Raw genomic sequence first — 21,166 nt, forward strand, 5'->3', positions numbered from 1 at the left:
ACATAGCTGTTTCAGCGGATGTGGAAAGACGGTCGGCGGTTACCCGTATTGGAATAGCTTGAACCGTTATAAATGAGAAGATCAGAGTCTATTGCAGCGAACAATAGAAGCAGATCTTCTTTTTTTCATATTTATAGATTAGAAACAGGCGGGATTTACAAGGAGCCGCATGACTTTGGTCCCCTTACATGAAAGGAAGTGCAGGTTTTCTATACCCGATATTCTTTGTATAATGAAACCCAGTGGAAGCGTATAATTCAAACATAAAATAATGCCAGTGCCCCAAGGATATGGATGCGCAATACGATGCATAATGTGGGGTAGGCATCATAATTTATATCTTGTATTTACTTTCCCTCCTATGATGGAAACACTGAACAAAGGATAGTATAAAATCTATTCGCTGCCTTCTGCAGCATATACAGAGACCCTTGTTTTCTGGTATAATGAAGCTGCAAAGAAAAAGAAAGCGTGGTGGTTATGAATGAGTCCCAAGCCCGAGGGTATACAGATACTAGATACAGGGGATGATCACTTGCCGCCATCGTGCAGATGATAATTCTCCCATTTTAGAAAAGGAGAATAGAATGAAACGAACGATAACAGAAGAAAACCTGCTGGATCTGCTGCTGCATGGAACAGCACAGGATCTGCAGGATACGATTGATACCATACACCCGGCGGATATTCTCGATCTGCTGCACAAGCATAAGGAGCATGCACAAAGTGTATTAAACCGTCTGCCGGATGATATTCTTGCGGATATCGTCGAGGAAGAGGACGATGAAGACAAGTATGAGCTGTTAAAGCGCTTCTCTGACAGCAAGCAGCGTCATATACTGGATGAAATGAGCAGTGATGAAATCACCGATTTGATGGGAGAGCTGGAGGAAGACGAGCAGGCTGACATTCTGAAGAAGATGGATTCTGAGGATCAGGAGGATGTCCGTAAGCTGATGAGCTTTGATGCTGAAAGTGCCGGTGGTATCATGACAACCGAATTTATTCGTATATACGCAAAGAATACTGTAAAGGATACCCTGCAGTTTTTACAGAAGAATACCGATGAAGAAACGACCTATTATTTATATGTCGTCGATAGGGAGGATGTGTTAAAAGGAGTTGTGTCACTGCGCGATATCGTAACATCATCGTTTGATACACCAATCATGGATATCGTGAATCCCAATGTAAAGACGGTGTTGTACAGTGATGACCAGGAGGAGGTTGCCCATCGCTTTGAAAAATACGGCTTTATTCTGATGCCGGTTGTAGATGAGCAGCAGCATATGCTGGGAGTCATTGAGTTTGACGATATCATTGATGTTATTCAGGAAGAGAATACCGAGGATATCCATCATCTGGGTGGTGTCAATAAGGAGGAACGGGTGGACTCCAGTGTAAGGGAATCCTTTTCCAGCCGCATTCCATGGCTGATTGTAAATCTTTTTACTGCAGTTCTTGCGGCAGCCGTTGTCAATATGTTTGAGGCGACGATTGCACAGGCGGTTGCACTTGCGACGGTCATGCCGATTGTAACTGGAATGGGTGGCAATGCGGGAACACAGACATTAACCATTGTTGTACGCGGTCTTTCCCTCGGTGAGCTGACAAAGGAAAATGCCGTCGTGATTCTGCTGAAGGAGATTGGTGTCGGTATATTAAGCGGTATCGTCATAGGTATTGTCGTGGCATTCGGGGCAATGCTGATGGAAAGCAATCCGATCTTCGGACTTGTCACCGGGGCAGCTATGTTTCTGAATATGATTCTGGCAAATCTGGCAGGATACTTTATACCGGTCATACTGGAAAAGCTGCATGTGGATCCTGCTCTTGCCAGTGGTGTGTTTGTTACTACAGTTACGGATGTCATGGGATTTTTCATGTTTCTGGGACTGGCCACATTAGTGCTTCCGTATATAATATAGCGAATGATGCACAATATGAGTAGATAATTGGAAAGGAGTTTTAGAATGAAGGCGTTGATTACAGGTGCCAGCAGCGGAATCGGGCGTGATATGGCAAGGGTTCTGGCTGCTATGGATATTGATTTGATTCTGGTCGCAAGGAGAGGGGATCGGCTTCGTGAATTAAAGAGGGAGCTTGCCGTTTCCGTTGATATCGTCATACTGGATGTTTCTGTGAAGGAAAACTGTCTTGCACTGTATCAGCGTTTCCGTAATGATTCTGTCGATATACTGATCAATAATGCAGGCTTCGGTGATTTTGGTGAATTTACACTGACGGATTTGGATAAGGAGCTGAATATGATCTCTACCAATATTCAGGCAGTGCATATTCTTAGTAAACTGTTTCTGCGGGATTTTGTTAAAAAGGACCGTGGTTATATCCTGAATGTCGCATCCAGCGCGGCATTTCTGCCGGGACCTTTGATGGCTACCTATTATGCGACAAAAGCATATGTTGAGCGTCTGACACTGGCTATGCATAAGGAGCTTCAGAAAAGAAACAGCCATGCTTCTGTCAGTGTTCTCTGTCCGGGACCTGTACAGACTGAGTTTGACCGTGTCGCAAATGTCAGGTTTATGATGAAGGGAAAGACAAGCATGGATGTCGCCAGCTATGCAATCCGCGGCATGTTTAAGGAGAAGGCAGTCATGATACCGGGAATTCTGATGAAGGGAAGCTATCTGCTGTGCAAATGTCTTCCGCTGTCTGTGCAGATGGAGGCATCCTATCATATACAGCATCGGAAAAACAGGTAGACGAATGCTTGCATTTCCAAGTAAATCTTATAATTTAGAAAAACAGGAATCATTGAGGACTCCTGTTTTTAGTAAGGGTTATCGCTTTTTAATGGATGTTGTTTTATTATCCTTGTTTGTATCCAGCGAAGATGTACAATGCGGACAGCGAACTGCCTCAGCAGAAATCTCGCTTTTGCAATACGGACACACCTTTGTAGCTGCTGCAGCATCTTCCATATCCTGCGGCTTCTTGACCTTTCTTGAGAGTGAATTCATCATCTTCACCATCATGAAGATAATAAACGCCATGATGATGAAGTTGATCACCTCGGTGAGAAAGGTTCCGTAATTCAGTGTCGCAGCCTTGGCAGCTACTGCATCCTGCAATGTATTATAATGATTCCCGTCCAGTGCAATAAACCAGTTGGTAAAATCGATACCACCGGTACATAATGTAATAACCGGCATAATAACATCATTGACCAGAGATGCTATGATTTTTTGAAATGCACCGCCGATAATAACACCGACCGCCAGATCAAGCACATTTCCCCGCATAATAAATTCTTTAAACTCATTGATAATATGTTTCATATACACTCCTGCACAGTTTCCATAGCAACTGTCTTTTTCTATTTTCTATGCTTTTAAATGGATGTTGTTTTCCTGCATATATGCTTCGATTTCGTCCGGATCCTTGATAATGGAGGAAGAAAGATTTATACAGCCATCCTCAGTAACCAGTACATTGTCCTCGATGCGGATGCCGATTCCTTCATCCTCCAGATATAAGCCTGGTTCAATCGTAAACACATTGCCGGGACGCAGCTTATAGCCGCTCAAAGACACATCATGTGTTTCCAGCCCCAGCATATGAGATACTCCGTGCCAGTAATAATCCTCCACCCGTTTACCGCGTTTCAACAAGCCAAGCGGCTTCAGTCTTTCTTCATAAAAGTGAATCAGCTCCTGATTCAGCTCCTTCAGTGTAATGCCCGGATGTACGAGTGACATAATGGTCTGATTGGCTTCAAGAACAATATTGTAGATTTCTTTCTGTCGCTTTGTAAAGGAACCGCTTGCCGGAAAGGTTCTTGTGATATCGGCATTCATATAATGACAGCTTGCACCCAGATCACACAGCAGCAGGCTGTTCTTTTTTATTTTCTGATTGTTTTCATCATAATGCAGCACGGTGGCATTTCTTCCACTGGCGATAATGGATGGAAAGGAATGTGAGCAGCCGTTTGTTTTTAATACAAAATCAAACCATGCCTCCACCTGGTTTTCCATCATACCGCTGCATACATGATCCATCATGGCTAGAATTCCCTGCCGTGTTACTTCAATCGCCTGCTTCAAATCATCAATTTCTGCATCTTCCTTAATTAAACGCAGACTGCTTATTCTGGAGGCTGCATTATGCAGGGTTACATAGGGATACTGCCGCAGCAGCTCTCTTGTGAAACGATGCGCTTCACTGTCCGCCTGATAGGCTTCCTGCCGTGTGAAATCCGCATAGATATCAACACAGGATTCATGGTCGAAGAACCGTGATATCTGTAGACCGAGCATATCCATTGCTTCCTCAAGCCAGAAGATTTCTTCAATCTCACTGATATCGGCGGCTTCCTCCGGCAAAAGCTTTCCACCGACCCATTTTGCCTGTTCCTCATCATAATGCTCCAGAAACAGCTGTTCCTTTATTTTGCCCTGTGTGCGGATAATTGCCAGAATCATGTTCTCCTTATCCAGACCGCTCAGGTAATAGAAGCTTCTGTCCACACTGAACAGATACTTTTCATCGCCTACCTTATATGGGGCTTTGCCGCTGAAGAACAATGCAATGGAGTTTTCCGGTAACAGAGTAGCCAGTGCATGCCGTCGTTGCTTATACATGTTATCAATCCTCTTTTCTACTATGTATTGTACCACGAAAATACAGTTCCAGTAAAACGTATGGTTACATGCTGTCTATGACAGCAGAAAGCTTATACATTTGTACAGAGGAGCTGAGTGCTATCCTTTACAGCGAATAAAAAGATGTGAAAAAAAAGCTTATTTATCAGCGTTTTATAGGTTTAATGAAAAAAAATAATGAATTTATGTACACAAATGAACAGTAAAAAGTCATGCTAAGGAGTCTCAGTTTTGTGAAAACCCAGTATTTATCATTGTTTTTTAACATTGTGAAATTTCTGTCATTATATCAATATTTCAATACAGAACAATTGCTTAAGATAAATTGTTACAATACTGAACTTATACATATGTTCAGTATTTATGCATTGACCTCAATAAAGCGCTGTGGTAATCTTAAGACAGATAAAGGAACCGCTTACAGAAAGGAGGCGCAGGAATGAAAAAAATAGTCGATGATAACAGGCTGATATATAAATGCTGTTATCTCTATTACATGGACGGACTCGGACAAAAGGAGATTTGTGATCAGTTGGGGATTTCACGGGCAACAGTATCCAGACTGCTCAAGGCGGGGAAGGAAAACGGTGTGGTAAGAATCGAATTGGATAATCCCGACAGCATTCTATATGGAGAACTGGAACGGAAAATTGAACAGCAGCTGGGCTTGAAGGAAGTCCTCATTGTGGATGAAATGGAGCTGGAAAGTAAAGCGGATCACATGCAGCGGGTATATGAGGAAGCACTTGCCTATCTGGCACGCATCTTCCACAACAAGGATTACATCGGGGTGTCGATGGGAAAAACGCTGTATCATCTGGCAAATGGAAAAATCAATGTGGAGGAGGTTGATTGTACCTTTGTTCCCGTTGTCGGTGGTGTCGGTACACAGCTGCAATCGGATGAGGGATATCATTCCAACGAAATAGCAAATGCGTTCGCAAAGAAGTTTCATGGCAGTGCCGTTCAGTTCTTCGCTCCGGCAATGTTCAATGACACACAGATCATGGAAGGATTCTTGAAGGAACGTCCTGTGCAGGAGGTGACGGCTCTTTTTAAAAAACTGAAAACCGTTATCATGGGTATCGGCTCCTGCAGCTTGAAAGATTCCACTCTGGTCAAATGCGGGTATATCAGTAAAGCTGACTATGAGCAATTTAAACAGCACGGGGCTGTCGGAGATGTTCTACTGAAATTTCTGGATAAAAACGGAAACAGTGAACCCTTCCATGAATTCAATGACCGGGTCATGGGGTTATCCGATGAGGGACTTATGAATATTGAAAACCGTATCGGAATTGCGGTTGGAGAAGAAAAAAGTAAAGCGATTCTCGGCGTGATCCGCGCGAAGAAAATCAATATTCTAATTACCGATATCAGCTGTGTAAAAGAGCTGCTTTCCCTTATGGAAGAGGAGGAATCGTCATGTCAAACGATCTGATGCTGATCTTTCTGATTGCCATATCCCTGTTTGTTATGCAGGCAGTGGGCGGTGTATTTCAGATCAAAAACTACAAAGCTGTCATACGGCGGGTTCATAAAAAAGGAAATGTGGGAATCGGACAGAAAAAAGGACGGTTCTTCAACGGCAACATCGTGATGATCGCCTGTGATAATAATCATATCATCACAGCATGTGAGGTCATGGATGGCAAAACCTTTCTGGCAAAGTTTCACCCGGTGAATACCTTGCTTGGAAAAACGATCAACGGGGTATCAATCGATAAGTTTCTGGAACAGTTTCGCTCCATGGATCCGAAAAAACAGAAACAGTATCGAGGATATATACAGGCATTGGAAGCGCTGGAGCTACGCTTTCAAAATGCAGCAGGCGCACAGGAGATGGACACGGCCGAACATCTGTCATGTGCCGTCATGGATTGATACAAGGAGGAAGTGACGTATGGACTTTATATCTGATTTTGCACAAGGATTCATGGCGCTGTTTCAGGCAGGAGGAGAAACCTTTGTAGGTTGGGTTACCGGAATTATTCCCATGGTAATCTGTCTGATGACAGCCATAAACTCCATCATTAAGCTGATAGGAGAAAAACGAGTTGAAAATTTCACAAAAAAACTGACGAGATTCACAATTGCGCGTTACACACTGGTACCGGTGCTGGCAGTACTATTTCTGGGAAATCCGATGTGTTATACCTTCGGACGTTTCGTGGAAGAAAAGTACAAGCCTGCTTATTATGATTCCTGTGTAAGCTTTCTACATCCTGTAACCGGCTTGTTCCCGCATGCGAACCCGGGTGAACTGTTTGTATATATGGGAATCGCAGCAGGTATTACCAAACTGAATCTGCCATTAGGGGATTTGGCAGTTCGCTACTTTATCGTCGGTGTGATTGTCATTCTGATCAGAGGGGTACTGACAGAAAAAATCTATTTCAGACTTACTTCTAAATTTACAAAAGAGAAAGAGAATGCGGAGGAATAGGCTATGTACAGAAAGGTAAAAATCACAAAAGGAAGCAGCGGCTGGGGCGGACCACTGGTGCTGGAACCAAATGAAACCTGTAATAAGGTCTTATGTGTGACCGGTGGCGGTATTCATCCTGTGGCAGCTAAGATTGCGGAAATGACAGGAGCCGAAACAGTCGACGGCTTTAAGACAACCGTTCCGGATGAACAGGTACTGGTTGCTGTAGTGGATTGCGGGGGAACAGCACGCTGTGGCGTATATCCGAAAAAACGGATCAACACTGTCAACCTTGTACCGGTTGGGGCAGTGGGACCTTTGGCACAGTATATTACAGAGGATATTTATGTCTCGGACGTAAAGGAAGATACTATTGCATTTACGGATGAAGAAGTAAAGGTTGAAAAAGCAGTGGAAGAAACGAAAGAACCGGGAGCACCGAAAACGAAGGCACAGGCGAGAAAAGAGCTGGCTGAAGCAAATCAGGGGAAAAAGCCGGGGATCATTACCCGCATCGGTATCGGTGTGGGACAGGTGGTAAACAAATTCTTTGCCGCCGGACGTGAATCCATCGAAATGGTTATCAAAAACGTATTGCCGTTTATGGCATTTACATCCACGATACTTGGTATCATTCAGGTAAGCGGCCTGGGGAATATCATCGCAAATACGATTTCTCCATTATGCTCCACCATGCCGGGAATGATTGTGATCTCCCTGATCTGCGGTCTGCCATTCCTGTCACCGATTTTAGGACCGGGAGCGGTTATCGCTCAGGTGGTCGGAACCCTGCTTGGTGCGGAAATCGGTTTGGGAAATATACCTGCGCAGTATGCATTGCCGGCATTATTTGCTATCAATGCACAGGTTGGCGGCGATTTTGTACCGGTAGGCTTGTCCCTTGGTGAAGCGGAACCGGAAACGATTGAATTCGGTGTGCCGGCAGTCTTATATTCCCGTGTTATCACCGGACCTCTGGCTGTTATTATCGCATTCGTATTCAGCATTGGCATGTATTAAAAGGAGGCGTTATGAAATATAAGGCAACGATTACCGGACTAGGGGAATGTGCACTGGATTTTCTGGATGAATGCTGTAATTTCATTATCATCTTTAATGAGGATGCACCGCCAGAGCTGGCAGATATCTCAGTTTTGCATACGAAAAGTGAAGTTAAGGAGGATCCGAAAAAAGGGGATACCGTTCGGATCTGCGGTGCGGAATATACAATCGCCGATGTTGGCTGGGAGGCTTTAAATACCTTAAAGGAGCTTGGTCACTGTACGCTGTCCTTCAAGGGTCTGGATACAGTGGAACGCCCGGGTATTATTGAACTGATTGGAGAGCCGATCAAGGCAGAACAGCTGCTTGTCGGTGGAACAATAGAGATTGAATGATGAAATTGTAAAGGATTCAATGGTGTGAATAAAGCAGAAGAACAGGAATTACGCAATCAATTAATTAAGGATAGAAGTAAGAAAATAACAGGATCTAATAGATAGATGAGAAAAAAGGAGGAAAACTGTTATGTTAAACATGAACAAAAAACTGGAACAAAGAGAAAAGGAAGGGAAAATTATCAAATGCGGTATCGTTGGTGCCGGTCAGATGGGACGCGGTATGGTTACACAGATGGTGCTGATGAAGGGAATCACACCGGCTGTCGTATCTGATATCGACTTGGAGCTTGCTGTTCACGCATTCAAATATGCAGGGGTAAAGGATGCGGATATCGTTCGTACCAATGAGGTTGCGGAAGCTGATAAGGCAATGGATGAAGGGAAATATGTCGCAACTACAAATTCCAATCTGATTTCCCAGTGCCGCCCGGTAGAGGTCGCAATTGATGCGACAGGAGTTCCTGATGTAGGGGCAAAGGTCGCAACTGATGCAATTAACAATAAAAAGCATGTCGTCATGCTGAACGTGGAAACGGATGTAGTCATCGGACCTCTGCTTGATAAAATGGCAAAGGACAACGGCGTTATTTATACCGGAAGTGCAGGAGATGAACCTGGTGCTGTCATGGAGCTGTATGATTTTGCGACGGCAATGGGTCTGGAAGTTAAGGTTATGGGAAAAGGAAAGAATAACCGTATTGATAAAAACTGTAATCCGGATACGGTTCTGGAAGAGGCTACAAGAAGAAAGATGTCACCAAAGATGCTGTGCGCCTTTAAGGATGGTACAAAAACAATGGTGGAAATGACAGCGATGTCAAATGCGACCGGTCTGGTTCCGGATGTAATTGGCGGGCATGGTATTGCCAGTGATGTAAAGAGCCTGAATGAAACCTATAAACTGAAAGAGGATGGCGGTATTCTGAAGCAGCATGGTGTTGTGGAATATGTGAACGGAATTGCACCTGGTGTTTTTGTAACAGTTGCGACGGATAATGAAGAAATCGCATACCAGATGCAATATCATTCCATGGGACCTGGACCATTATGGACACTGTATCGTCCATACCACCTGTGCAATCTGGAAACTCCGTTAACAGCTGCCAAGGTTGTTATTGACGGGGAGCCTACCATCGTTCCGAAAAACGGTCTGGTTTCCGAATGTATTACTGTTGCGAAAATTGATCTGAAGGCGGGACAGACAATTGATGGTATCGGCGGGTATACCACCTATGGTTCCATCTGCAAGCATGAAGAGGCAAAGGAAAAAGGCTATGTGCCCTATGGTCTGGTCAATCATAAGGCAGTCATGAAGCGTGATGTAAAGAAGGGTGAACTGATCACATATGACGATATCGAGCTTGACACAACAACACTGATCTATAAGCTGCGTCAGGAACAGGATAAAATTTTCGGATAATTGTAGTATCTCACTGCTGATTTCTGCCTGACATACAAAGCTCTTATTTTGCAGGCGATTTATAACAACACATCCTCATGTACGGAATGTTTGTGAGTATCAATATAAGATTGTAGCTAAGCGGTAGTTCTGCTGTTTCTACAATCTTTTTTTGTTTACTGGTAGGCTTCCTGCATACCAAGGGGATAGAAACCGGTAGTTATTTTCAAGAAGGAAAAGGCTCTCAGACAGTTGTGGAAGCAAGTAAGATCAGGTCCTATCCTACCGGTCATGGACATCTGTTTTTTCTTGGAAGTCTGCTAGGGACAGCCCTTATTATCGCACTTGTTCAGATAAGAACATTGACGTCAATACATGATTGTGATACTCTTTTATTACGAAAGAAAACGTTTACAGAAAAGAGGAGCCTATGTGAAGAAAATCGTTGATGATGCCCGTCTGATTTATAAGTGCTGCTATCTGTATTATGTAGATGGCATGGGGCAAAGGGAGATTTGTGATGCAGTAGGAATTTCCCGTGCGACTGTTTCCCGCCTGTTGCGTGCCGGGAAGGAAACAGGTGTTGTGAAAATCGAACTGGAAAATCCGGATAGTGTTTTATACGGAGAGCTGGAGCGTAAAGTGGAGCAGCTGCTGGGACTGAAGGAAGTGCTTATCGTAGATGAGCTGGAGCTGGAAAGCAAGGCGGATCATCTGCAGCATGTATATGAAGAGGCACTGATGTATTTGTCCCGTATTATCAATAAAGGGGATACCATTGGTGTATCCATGGGAAAAACGCTGAGCAGTATCGTAAATGTAAAGAAAAGCGTAGATGAGGTGGATTGTACCTTTGTCCCGGTTGTAGGAGGAGTCGGTTCCCCTTATCAGATAGAGGAGGGGTACCATTCCAATGATATCGCGAAGGGCTTCGCCATGAAGTTTCATGGTAAGGCAATGCAGTTTTTTGCCCCGGCAATGTTTGATGATCCTAAGGTTATGCAGGGATTTTTGAAGGAGAAACCGGTTAGAGAAGTGGTATCGGTATTCAAAAAACTGAAGACTGTAATCATGGGAATCGGGACTACAACGGCAAAGGAACCGACACTTGTGAAATGCGGATATCTGACAAAAGAGGATTATGAGGAATTCAAACAGCAGGGTGCTGTTGGAGATATTCTTTTAAAGTATGTGGATGCAAACGGAAACAGCGATGCGTTTCGCTCCTTTAATGAACGTGTGATGGGGATGTCGGATGAAAAGCTGTTGAACGTGAAAAACCGCGTCGGGATAGCGGTTGGTGCAGATAAGGGGGAGGCAGTGTTAGGCGTTATACGCGCCAAAAAGGTGAACATTCTGCTTACGGATATCAGTTGTATACGAAGCATGATGTCCCTGCTGGGCGAAGAAATATGATTGCAATTGTGTTGAAAGGGGTATGGGAATGGATGCGTTTATCGATTTGACACAGGGGTTTTTGTCCATGTTTGAAACCGGGGGAGAAATTCTTTTGGGCTGGATGACAACGATTCTTCCGATGGTTGTCTGTTTAATGACGGCGGTGAGTGCGGTTGTGAAGCTGATTGGAGAAAGCCGTGTAGAAAGGATTACCAAATTTTTGACCCGCTGGCGCATTGCACGTTATACGCTTTTACCGCTGATGGCAATCTTATTTCTTGGAAATCCGCTCTGCTTCACATTTGGAAAATTTCTGGATGAGAAGTATAAGACAGCATACTATGATGCCTGTGTAAGCTTTCTGCATCCGGTTACGGGATTATTTCCTCATGCAAATGCTGCAGAGCTGTTTGTTTATATGGGAATCGCTTCGGGAATAACGCAACAGAAATTGTCGCTGTCCGCATTGGCAACCCGCTATTTTATGGCAGGACTTGTCATCATGGTACTGCGTGGTATCATAACGGAGCAGATATCCGTTTATTTGAATCAGAAAAAGGAAGGACAGAAGCCAACGGAGGAAGCGGTTGCGGAGGAAAAAAAGGATGCCTTGAAACAGCAGCAGGCAGTGCGTGTTACAAAAGGAAGCGCAGGATGGGGTGGACCGCTTCTTTTACAGGCAGATAAAAGGAAGCATGTCATTTTATGTGTAAGTGGAGGAGGCATCCATCCGATTGCGCAAAGGCTGGCAGAGGCATGTCAGTGTGATGTAATTGACGGATTTGCCGCAAGCTGTCCGGATGAGGAGATTCTGGCGGCTGTGATTGATTGTGGTGGAACGGCACGCTGTGGTATATATCCCAAAAAGGGAATCCCTACCATCAATGTGCTTCCTACGGGACAAAGCGGTCCGCTGGCACGTTTTATGAAGGAAGACAATTATGTTTCTGATGTAGGTGAGGCGAACATAGAAATCCTCAACAAAGATACAGCCCCCACTACCGATCCGATGCAGGAACCGGAGTCGAAGATTTCTGCACAGCCGGCTTCTCATAAAAATGCGCTTCTTCGTGTTGGCATGGGAATGAGCCGTGTTGTCAGTACGTGCTATGCGGCAGGGAAAGAAACCATTGAAATGGTGCTGCGCAATATCCTTCCTTTTATGGCATTTACAGCAACCCTGCTGGGTATGATTCAGGTGAGTGGTCTTGGCAATTTTATCGCAAATTCCATTGCACCCCTTTGTGCAACCCTTCCGGGAATGCTTCTGATTTCTCTGATCTGCTCCCTGCCGGTGGTATCTCCCATCCTGGGACCCGGTGCTGTCATTGCTCAGGTTGTGGGAGCGCTGCTGGGAACGCAGATTGCCCTTGGAAATATACCGGCGCAATATGCATTACCTGCATTATTTGCTATCAATGCACAGGCTGGCTGTGACTTCATACCGGTTGGATTATCGTTATGTCAGGCGAAAGCGGAAACGGTTGAGGCAGGTGTACCCGCCGTATTATACAGCCGTATGATCAGCGGACCTCTTGCTGTTTTTATAGCTTATTTCTTCAGTATCGGGATGTATTAGGAAAAGGAGCGAGTGATGATGAAATATGATACCAGAATTAGCGGATGGGGAGAATGTGCGCTTGAATTTTTAAATGAGGATTGCAATTTTCTGATCATTTTCAATGAAACGGCACCACAGGAGCTGGCGGATATCTCTGTATTGCATACCGTTGCCATGCTGCAGGAAGAACCCTGTGTCGGAGATACCGTGCAGATTTGTGATGTATCCTATACGATTACGGCAATTGGCTTTGAAGCACTGCATACATTAAAAGAGCTTGGACATTGCTGTTTATCCTTTTCCGGAAGTACACAGGCACTGCGTCCGGGGAATATAGAGCTGAAAGGACCTGTATTCACAGAGAATCACCTCTACAAAGGCGGACGGCTTCAAATCCTGTAAAAGATCATATTGAATTTCAAAGAGAGCGTGAACAACTGGTATATGTTCAGGCTCTTTTTCCATATGGGTTCGGACAAGGATATCAAATAGTCTGACAGCATTTGAGAAAACTCCTCATAGTAAAGAATACTTCGGATATACGGATTCAACTATGCTGTTAACTGTATGATATTATAGGAATGTGAGACTTTCACTGAACAGCATATAAAGGATACGAATGAAAGGCTGCTTCTTTCTGTTAAGTAGGAAACCATGATGGGCAGGATGTTGATTTTACTGTTTTCGAGCATTCAGATTCATCGAGTGAATCCCCTGTGTTTCTTCTGAATCAAACTGCATGGCTTCATTGCCTGAAAGCGCATGAATATATGCCAGCGTATCCCGCACATCGGCTTTTGTCAGCTGTAAGGTATGTCCTGCATAGAAGTGTGTAACAGGTAAGGTTAAGAAATATTCCAGTGTCTGCCTATACTCTGAAAGAGAGGATCCTTCTATTTGAATCAACGGCTTTTCCAGTGTATCTCCAACAAACAAAGCATTCAGCGTTTGATCATAGACACTGATTCCATCCAGGGTGTGTCCGGGTGTATAAAGCAGCTGAAGACCGTCTGCCATCTGTAACTGTTTTCCATCAAAGCAGTGATTTGGTAAAGTCAGCGTTTGTGTTCCTTGAAAATATTTCTTCTGTTCCTGCAGTTCTCTTATACCATGGCGCTGTATCATGGTTTTACAGAGCTGATGAGCATAGATTGGACAATGAGAAAAGCTGTAATTTCCCCATATATGATCAAAATGATAATGGGTGTTGATCACAACAAAATCTTTTCCCGGATAATCCGCTTTTATAATATCCATAAAGGTGGAACCGCAGAAGGTATCAATGATATAGACCTTATCATCTCTTTGAAGAGCATATACATAGGTTTTATAGGGGGTTAGTTCCATAAATTCATAGGCATACAGTGATGGATGTATCATATGTTTTCTCATATACGGTGCCTCCTGTTTCTTTCGTACCATCTTTTTTTCATGTGGCATTGTTTTCTTGTATTTAAACCGGTATGTGATCATTTCACAGTGCTGCGATCAGTAAGCAGGCAGAATACTAGCTGTTTGAAAAAAGAAGCCATTCTATGGTTTATAGAATAAGACTTCTCATGTTTTTTTATGTATTTTGTTCCTCATGAAGCAGATGGATCTGTTTCAAATCACGCTGTGTGGTAACTTTTATATTGTCATAGCTTCCTTCTACAACCTTTATTTTTGTATCTGAGAACAATTCTGCAAGCATAGCATCATCACTTGCGACAATCTCCGGATGCTTTTTTGCTTCTTCATGACATTTTTTGATCAGCTCCGTGCGAAATGCCTGCGGTGTCTGCGCACTCATATAATTGGAACGCTCCGGTGTATGAACGACATAGCCGCCCTTCACTTCCTTAATGGTATCGATCAGCGGTACCATCAGTAATGCGGCATCCTCTGTTTTCAATGCAGCCTTTAAAGCTTCCAGATGCTTCGTTGTCAGAAACGGTCGGACACCATCGTGAATCATGACGAATTCGGTATCTACTTCCTGCAGACCGAGATATCCGCTTTCCTGTCTGGTTGCCCCACCAGGTACATAAACGATCTTCTCACTTTGAATAATTTTTTCAAATTCCTCCTGTTCATGTGGAGAGATCGACATGATGATTTTCGCACAATCTGCGTCTTCCAGAAACGGTTTCAGAGTCTGTGTGATGATTGGAGCATTTCCGATTTTGTAAAATACCTTGTTATAGGTCAGGCCGGTCCGCGTACCTTTTCCGGCCGCAACAATAATTACACTATAGTTCATGGCAACATCATATCATATATGGAAAAAAAGTAAATATAAGTCAATGGAGAAAAAGAGAAAACAGACCAGCAAAGGAAGTGCAGGGTACTTGTGTGTGCGAATGTTAGAGTGTTCTCTACCTAATAAGGTTTTTTTTGAATACTGTTACAGAACATATCCATTTGGTAAATTCTCTTTAGCTTCCTACATCCAGCGATATGATGCAATATAGATCAAATCGATGTATCGTATTTTTTTCCTTGTATAACAAATATAAAACACCATCTTGGCTAAATGACCAAAATGGTATTACGTTACGCTATTTTCTTTTGAAAAAACCATCTTTTTGTAAATCAAGCTTGTTCTCATACAACATATCGAAAATATCTTGACCAGGAACACGTTCTAACTGATATCCACTTTCGCTATATATTTGAAAACATTTTTGATTTCTATGCAAAGCCATCCACGAATCAAAAAATACTTGTGCATATTCCTTACTCATATGCAAATAGTTTTTTGCCAGATAAAATGAAGCTAATGCACTAACACAGTCAATGCTTTGGTTTGACATTACGGAACGTGCTTTGCGGTCGTCAGAACAGAAAATATACAATTCCATAATACTCACTTCCGAATATGTCAATTTACTTCTTATATTATTAAACATTTACTTCCGGTATTGCTGCTGTTTTACTTCAGAGGATACTTTGAAGTAACATCCTACGAACAGGTTTGTTACCTAAGTGCTGCATAGAACCTCCACATCACGCATACATACTCATACAAACAACAATAAGCCCCATTTACGGGACTTATGTGAGTGTATAAGTGTAAGTAAGCAAAGAAATAACTGTTTGTTATCGCTTTGTGAAACTGTCCGCAATATGGGTTAACGGATCCAGTGTGACCGTTTTAACGCCTGCCTCCTGAATTGCCAGAAGTTCTTCCTCAGGCGCAAGATGATCAGTGATCAGATAATCGAATGACTGAATCATTCCGCTGATGAAACTGTGGTTGGTTCCGATTTTTGTATGGTCAGCCAGAATAAAGGTTTCACCGATACACCGGGTGATCATGACCTCATTGATAGCAACCTCCTGCAGGATCGCTGTGGTCATACCACTGGCAACACTGAATCCGCTGCAGCCGAGAAAGGCTTTTGTTGCTGATACCTTGTTCAGATTATTCAATGCAAAATCACCGACCATGCTTTCTTTCGGAATGCGCAGCTCACCACCGCTCAGACAGATGCTGACCATGGGGTCATGGTCCATGAATATCGCTTTGCCGTTGTTGGTGATAACGGTGACACGCTTGTTCTTGATATACTTCAGCACAAGCAGTGCAGTTGAGCTTGTATTGATAAATATCGTATCACCTTCCTGTACATACTGTGCGGCATATTTTGCGATGGCATGCTTGTACTGTTCGTTAGAGAGCTGTGGGTCATCGTTTTCCACAAAATGCTGAATCAGCTTGGCACCGCCGTAATAGCGCTCCACTGCCCCCATTTCCTCCCAGAACTGCAGATCACGCCGTATGGTCAGCGGTGATACCTGCAGCTCCTCTGCCAGATCCTCGACCGCAGCCCTTCCCTGACTCTGAATCTTCTGCATGATTTTATTGCGTCGTGCATCCACGACTGCCTTATTCATTTTCATATTGTATCCCCTGTTTCATTTCACAAACGATGGAAGCAGGCACCTGCCTCCCTGCTGCTGGACAGCTGTTTCCCTGTTTCCATAGCCTTTGTAAACATTATAACTGCATTTTCCTTATCATTCAATTCTTTGTAAACTTTTCCAAATTCCGTATAATACTGCGCCATTTCCCGATTGTTCATATATCTGGTATCAATCTGCTTGAACTTTGCCAGACTTTTCTTATAATCCTTCATACAGGAAAGATACACTGCCTCGATAAACTCCCAGTTATACAGAGGAGAGACCTTGCTGCCCTTGATTTTGGTATCCTTCAGCTTCATGACCTCCGGATACCAGTGCTTTACCTTTGTTCGGTTCCCCAGCTTATAATAGGAATAAAAATAGGTATAATTGCGAATCAGCAGATAATCAAGGGAGGAGCGAAAGGTTTTCTCATTGCTTTCCAATAGCTCGATGCAGGTCTGTGGTTTTCCAATATCCTGATAATACAGAGTATCAAAGATCAGCTGCGTTGTCCGGTAGCTTTTCATGAAATCCCGCTTTTTTAATATGTTATAATAGTGTTTCGCAAGACCTGCGTCACAATCCATATTCAGTGCCGTAATCATTTTCTGATATAGAATCCGCAGATATTCCGCCCAGAGTGCTACCCCCATAAAGATGATCAGAAGCAGACCATAGCATATCTTGCCTTCCGGGCTTGGTTCCTGAAGCAGCTTATATAAGGTATATATTGTGAAGAATGCATAGATGGCAATGGTGATGATACGGCGTGTTGTTTCACTGAACGTGAGTCTTGATAATCCTTTTTTCATATGTCTGCACCTCTTTTACAAATACATTATATGTTCTTTATGAATGGTTGTCAATCATATAATTCATAAAATAATTCATTTATTCATGGTTATATGAATTGTAATCGCACACATTTCTCAAATTGTTCATATATTTTATGAACTGTTCATTTAAAACTATTGCCAATTGTTCATGAAATGTTTATCATATGGGTGTACAAAAACAAGCGGCGCGCTCAATTAAGAAACTGGAGGAATATGCAATGAGTCAAGTAGATGAAATTACCAGAGAATCCTGGATTCTGGGAGCTTTTCCGGAATGGGGAACCTGGCTGAATGAGGAAATTGATCAGGAGGTCGTAGAAAAAGGTACCTTCGCCATGTGGTGGATCGGCTGTACCGGCTTATGGATCAAGACAGAGAACAATACCAACATTTCCATTGATTTATGGTTTGGTAATGGAAAGCGTACAAAGAAAAACAAAGAGATGGCGAAATTCCATCAGATGCGCAATATGACCGGAGGGAGAATGACACAGCCGAATCTGCGTGCTGCGCCAATCGTATATGATCCCTTCGCTGTGACACAGGTGGATGCTGTATTATCCACTCATTATCATAACGATCATATCGATCCGTTCTATGCAGCAGCTGTCTTGAAGAACTGTGATGCTGCCGTACCGTTTATCGGTCCGCAAAAGAGTGTGGAAAAATGGCTGAGCTACGGCGTACCGAAAGAGCGCTGTCAGGTTGTAAAGCCGGGGGATGTGGTGAAAATCAAGGATACACTGATCATTGTTGTGGACAGCTTTGATCGTACCTGTCTTGTTACCAATGATGAGGACGTACGCGGTAAGTGTCCAACCGATATGGATGAAAAAGCCGTCAACTATATTATAAAGACACCAGCCGGAAGTGTTTATCACAGTGGAGATTCTCATTACTCCACCTATTATGCAAAGCACGGCAAGGACTACGATATTGATGTTGCATTAGGCTCCTATGGGGAAAATCCGGCAGGAAATCAGGATAAAATGACAAGCGTGGATATCCTGCGTATGGCGGAAGCACTGAACTGCAAGGTCGTTATTCCATTCCATTACGATGTATGGACAAACTTCAAGGCAGACCCGCAGGAAATCAATATGCTGTATGAATACAAAAAGGATGTTCTGGATTATAAATTCCATCCGTTTATCTGGGATGTCGGTGGAAAATATGTGTGGCCGACAGATCAGAACAAGCGCCAGTTCCATTACCGCAGAGGCTTTGAGGACTGCTTTACGGATGAACCGAATGTTCCGTTCCGTTCCATATTATAGGAGGTAAAGCGCATGCTGAAGGAAATCATTGGGAAAGGCTACTATTCCTTTGAACAGCACTTTGATGACTGGCAGGAGGCAATCCGTGCCGGTTATCGTACGCTGCTGGAAGCGGGAGTTGTAGAAGATATCTATGTGCAGGCAGTTATTGACTGTGTAAATAAATACGGTCCCTATATCGTTATCGTACCGGATATCGCCATGCCGCATTCCACAGAAGGGGCAAAGGGGTGCCATGGCACTGCCATCTCCTTTATGAAGGTGGAAGAGCCTGTGGATTTTGATAAACAGGACCCTGACAAAAAAGCAAGACTGTTTTTCTCCCTTGCCGCTGTCGATCATGAGCAGCACCTGCATAATATTCAGGAGCTCATGGATGCCTTGATGAACGAGGAGCTCGTCAATGCATTACTGGAAGCGCATACAGTTGAGGAACTGCAGCAGGCAGCACAAACATACGAAGCATAAACCAATATAAAGAGAGGGAAAACTTTATGGATTTTTTAATGAGTATCTGGAGTTTCTTCGCAACAAATATTCTGACACAGCCGGCGTATTTCATCGGGCTCATGGTTCTGGTCGGATATCTGCTGCTTAAGAAACCGTTATATGAAGCATTCGCAGGCTTTATCAAGGCAACCGTCGGGTATATGATTCTGGCAGTCGGATCCGGCGGACTGGTCAATAACTTCCGTCCGATTCTGGTCGGATTGAAGGACCGCTTCAATCTAGATGCGATGGTCATTGACCCGTATTTCGGACAAAATGCAGTTACAGCAGGGCTTGGGGAACGCTTTGGCAGAACCTTTTCACAGGTCATGCTGCTGCTGTTGATTGCGTTTATCATGAATTTACTGCTTGTTCGTTTAAAGAAATGGACAAAAATGCGTGCTGTATTCACGACAGGACATGTACAGATGCAGCAGGCTTCCACCGCTTTCTGGCTGATTCTGTTCTGCTTTCCAACACTGGGAGATACACCGATTCTGATCCTCATGGGTCTGATTCTGGGCCTGTACTGGGCAGTCGGCTCCAATCTTACCGTTGAAATCACGCAGGAGCTTACCGAGGGCGGAGGCTTTGCCATCGCTCACCAGCAGATGTTCGGTATTGCAATCTTTGCGAAGCTGGCAGATAAGCTGAAGGGGAAATCCACCAAGCGTCTGGATGATCTGAAATTCCCGGGCTTCCTGTCCATCTTTAATGAAAATATGGTGGCAACCTCCATTCTGATGTTCCTGTTCTTCGGAGCGATCCTGCTCGTGCTTGGCAAGGATTATCTGGTCAGCATGGAGTTCATGAAGGCCGCTGATAATTTCTTCTTCTACATTATGACCACGGCATTGAACTTCGCTGTCTATCTGGCAATCCTGCAGCTTGGTGTACGTACCTTTGTTACCGAGCTGACAAATTCCTTCCAGGGTATTTCCAACACCTTCCTGCCTGGTGCAGTTCCGGGCATCGACTGTGCAGCGGTATTCGGCTTTGGAAGCGCCAATGCAGTTACGGTCGGCTTCTTGATGGGAGCGCTTGGTCAGTTCCTTGCCATCATGATTCTGCTGCTGATGAAGAGTCCGACACTGGTTATCGCAGGGTTTGTACCGGTCTTCTTTGACAATGCGGTAATCGCAATCTATGCGGATAACCGAGGCGGTATCAAGGCAGCTATGCTGTTCCCGTTTATCTCCGGTCTGATTCAGGTATTTGGCTCAGCTCTGATTGCCGGAGGTGTCGGTCTTGCGGCATATGGCGGTTATCTTGGAATGTTTGACTGGGCAACCGTATGGCCGTTATTCACCGTCATCATGAAATTCCTCGGATACTTCGGTGTCGCGATCGTTGTATTGATTCTGCTTGCAATTCCACAGCTTCAATATCGCAAGCATCCGGATACGTACTTCCTGATTACAGAGGATTATGATGAATATCTGGAAAAAATGAAAGAAAAAGAAGCGCAAAAGGCGTAAAATAGAAGTGACATAATCAATAAAGGAGAGATAACAATGGCTGGAAAACTGAAACTGCTGGTCTGCTGTGGAAATGGTGCAGGCACAAGTATGATGATCAAATTAAACGTTGAAAAGGTAACGAAGAAGATGGGGCTGGGTATCCAGGAAATCCGTCACTGTGCGGTATCCGAAGGAAAATCTGCCGCAGGCCAGTATGATATCGTTCTGTGCTCCAAAAACTTTGTAAGCATGTTTGCGGATGCGGAAAAACGTGGCACAAAAATTGTCGGACTGAAAAATGTAATGTCCGCAAAAGAGATTGAAGAAGGGCTGGCAGCCGCTATAAATAAGTAAAAAAGAATAAGCTGCCCAGTGCAGCTTTTCTTATACGCAAAATTC

The 21,166-nt window shown here is 43.8% G+C and carries 22 protein-coding genes; 15 read left to right on the forward strand and 7 right to left on the reverse strand.

Going from position 1 to position 21,166, the window contains the following annotated elements:
• The first annotated feature begins 587 nt into the window (after nucleotides 1–587).
• Nucleotides 588–1,928, forward strand: coding sequence for a magnesium transporter (gene mgtE, locus KSZ58_RS18615; protein ID WP_008818409.1), 1,341 nt, complete (start codon nucleotides 588–590; stop codon nucleotides 1,926–1,928).
• 45 nt (nucleotides 1,929–1,973) lie between these two features.
• Nucleotides 1,974–2,726, forward strand: a complete 753-nt coding sequence (locus KSZ58_RS18620; RefSeq protein WP_009270685.1) for an SDR family oxidoreductase — start codon at nucleotides 1,974–1,976, stop codon at nucleotides 2,724–2,726.
• A 78-nt stretch (nucleotides 2,727–2,804) separates the two neighbouring features.
• On the opposite strand, the gene mscL is transcribed toward KSZ58_RS18620, so the two are convergent.
• Together mscL and KSZ58_RS18630 are read right to left on the reverse strand one after the other, a co-directional pair.
• Nucleotides 2,805–3,302: a large conductance mechanosensitive channel protein MscL gene (mscL, locus tag KSZ58_RS18625; RefSeq protein WP_002607184.1), complete on the reverse strand. Its 498-nt coding sequence runs from the start codon at nucleotides 3,300–3,302 to the stop codon at nucleotides 2,805–2,807.
• A 45-nt stretch (nucleotides 3,303–3,347) separates the two neighbouring features.
• Complete coding sequence (locus KSZ58_RS18630; RefSeq protein ID WP_009270684.1) at nucleotides 3,348–4,607, reverse strand: aminopeptidase P family protein; 1,260 nt, start codon at nucleotides 4,605–4,607, stop codon at nucleotides 3,348–3,350.
• Nucleotides 4,608–5,067: 460 nt separating this feature from the next.
• Here KSZ58_RS18630 and KSZ58_RS18635 point away from each other — a divergent pair, with 460 nt between their 5' ends.
• The 9 genes from KSZ58_RS18635 (at nucleotide 5,068) to KSZ58_RS18675 (ending at nucleotide 13,216) form a co-directional block, all read left to right on the forward strand.
• Nucleotides 5,068–6,069 carry a sugar-binding transcriptional regulator gene (locus KSZ58_RS18635; protein WP_002607189.1) on the forward strand — a complete coding sequence of 334 codons (1,002 nt, stop codon included), beginning with the start codon at nucleotides 5,068–5,070 and terminating at the stop codon, nucleotides 6,067–6,069.
• Complete coding sequence (locus KSZ58_RS18640; RefSeq protein ID WP_009270683.1) at nucleotides 6,054–6,512, forward strand: transcriptional regulator GutM; 459 nt, start codon at nucleotides 6,054–6,056, stop codon at nucleotides 6,510–6,512. The genes KSZ58_RS18635 and KSZ58_RS18640 overlap by 16 nt, the downstream gene beginning before the upstream one ends.
• Before the next feature lie 19 nt (nucleotides 6,513–6,531).
• Nucleotides 6,532–7,074, forward strand: coding sequence for a PTS glucitol/sorbitol transporter subunit IIC (locus KSZ58_RS18645; protein WP_002607191.1), 543 nt, complete (start codon nucleotides 6,532–6,534; stop codon nucleotides 7,072–7,074).
• Between the two features lie 3 nt (nucleotides 7,075–7,077).
• The gene (locus KSZ58_RS18650) at nucleotides 7,078–8,076 is read left to right on the forward strand and encodes a PTS glucitol/sorbitol transporter subunit IIB (RefSeq protein ID WP_008818416.1); all 999 of its coding nucleotides are present in this window, start codon (nucleotides 7,078–7,080) and stop codon (nucleotides 8,074–8,076) included.
• Between the two features lie 11 nt (nucleotides 8,077–8,087).
• Entirely contained in the window at nucleotides 8,088–8,453 is a 366-nt protein-coding gene (locus KSZ58_RS18655) for a PTS glucitol/sorbitol transporter subunit IIA (protein WP_009270682.1), read from the forward strand.
• 130 nt (nucleotides 8,454–8,583) lie between these two features.
• On the forward strand, nucleotides 8,584–9,876 hold the full coding sequence (locus KSZ58_RS18660) for an NAD(P)H-dependent oxidoreductase (RefSeq protein ID WP_008818418.1): 1,293 nt from the start codon (nucleotides 8,584–8,586) through the stop codon (nucleotides 9,874–9,876).
• A gap of 411 nt (nucleotides 9,877–10,287) precedes the next feature.
• The gene (locus KSZ58_RS18665) at nucleotides 10,288–11,271 is read left to right on the forward strand and encodes a sugar-binding transcriptional regulator (RefSeq protein WP_002607195.1); all 984 of its coding nucleotides are present in this window, start codon (nucleotides 10,288–10,290) and stop codon (nucleotides 11,269–11,271) included.
• 28 nt (nucleotides 11,272–11,299) lie between these two features.
• Nucleotides 11,300–12,832, forward strand: coding sequence for a PTS glucitol/sorbitol transporter subunit IIC (locus KSZ58_RS18670; RefSeq protein ID WP_009270681.1), 1,533 nt, complete (start codon nucleotides 11,300–11,302; stop codon nucleotides 12,830–12,832).
• 18 nt (nucleotides 12,833–12,850) lie between these two features.
• Nucleotides 12,851–13,216, forward strand: a complete 366-nt coding sequence (locus KSZ58_RS18675; protein WP_008818420.1) for a PTS glucitol/sorbitol transporter subunit IIA — start codon at nucleotides 12,851–12,853, stop codon at nucleotides 13,214–13,216.
• A 273-nt stretch (nucleotides 13,217–13,489) separates the two neighbouring features.
• Here the strand turns inward: KSZ58_RS18675 and KSZ58_RS18680 are convergent, their stop codons facing one another.
• The 5 genes from KSZ58_RS18680 to KSZ58_RS18700 form a co-directional block, all read right to left on the reverse strand.
• Nucleotides 13,490–14,206 (reverse strand): MBL fold metallo-hydrolase, encoded by a 717-nt coding sequence (locus KSZ58_RS18680; protein WP_035303837.1) that lies wholly within the window; start codon nucleotides 14,204–14,206, stop codon nucleotides 13,490–13,492.
• Between the two features lie 175 nt (nucleotides 14,207–14,381).
• Nucleotides 14,382–15,056, reverse strand: a complete 675-nt coding sequence (ispD, locus tag KSZ58_RS18685) for a 2-C-methyl-D-erythritol 4-phosphate cytidylyltransferase (RefSeq protein ID WP_008818422.1) — start codon at nucleotides 15,054–15,056, stop codon at nucleotides 14,382–14,384.
• Nucleotides 15,057–15,354: 298 nt separating this feature from the next.
• Nucleotides 15,355–15,657, reverse strand: a complete 303-nt coding sequence (locus KSZ58_RS18690) for a hypothetical protein (RefSeq protein WP_009270679.1) — start codon at nucleotides 15,655–15,657, stop codon at nucleotides 15,355–15,357.
• Between the two features lie 238 nt (nucleotides 15,658–15,895).
• Nucleotides 15,896–16,699: a DeoR/GlpR family DNA-binding transcription regulator gene (locus tag KSZ58_RS18695; RefSeq protein ID WP_009270678.1), complete on the reverse strand. Its 804-nt coding sequence runs from the start codon at nucleotides 16,697–16,699 to the stop codon at nucleotides 15,896–15,898.
• A gap of 20 nt (nucleotides 16,700–16,719) precedes the next feature.
• A complete protein-coding gene (locus KSZ58_RS18700) occupies nucleotides 16,720–17,517 on the reverse strand; it encodes a hypothetical protein (RefSeq protein WP_008818425.1) in 798 nt (265 codons plus the stop codon).
• 242 nt (nucleotides 17,518–17,759) lie between these two features.
• Between KSZ58_RS18700 and ulaG the strand changes: the two genes are divergently transcribed.
• From ulaG to KSZ58_RS18720, 4 genes are read left to right on the forward strand one after another with little or no spacing between them, the layout of a single operon-like run.
• The gene (gene ulaG, locus KSZ58_RS18705; protein ID WP_008818426.1) at nucleotides 17,760–18,818 is read left to right on the forward strand and encodes an L-ascorbate 6-phosphate lactonase; all 1,059 of its coding nucleotides are present in this window, start codon (nucleotides 17,760–17,762) and stop codon (nucleotides 18,816–18,818) included.
• A gap of 12 nt (nucleotides 18,819–18,830) precedes the next feature.
• The gene (locus tag KSZ58_RS18710; RefSeq protein ID WP_008818427.1) at nucleotides 18,831–19,286 is read left to right on the forward strand and encodes a PTS sugar transporter subunit IIA; all 456 of its coding nucleotides are present in this window, start codon (nucleotides 18,831–18,833) and stop codon (nucleotides 19,284–19,286) included.
• 26 nt (nucleotides 19,287–19,312) lie between these two features.
• Nucleotides 19,313–20,785, forward strand: coding sequence for a PTS ascorbate transporter subunit IIC (locus tag KSZ58_RS18715; protein ID WP_002607206.1), 1,473 nt, complete (start codon nucleotides 19,313–19,315; stop codon nucleotides 20,783–20,785).
• Nucleotides 20,786–20,821: 36 nt separating this feature from the next.
• A complete protein-coding gene (locus tag KSZ58_RS18720; protein ID WP_002607207.1) occupies nucleotides 20,822–21,121 on the forward strand; it encodes a PTS sugar transporter subunit IIB in 300 nt (99 codons plus the stop codon).
• The last annotated feature ends 45 nt before the right edge of the window (nucleotides 21,122–21,166 follow it).

The organism is Erysipelatoclostridium sp. DFI.2.3, assembly GCF_019132535.1.
Lineage (GTDB): Bacteria > Bacillota_I > Bacilli_A > Erysipelotrichales > Erysipelotrichaceae > Clostridium_AQ > Clostridium_AQ innocuum.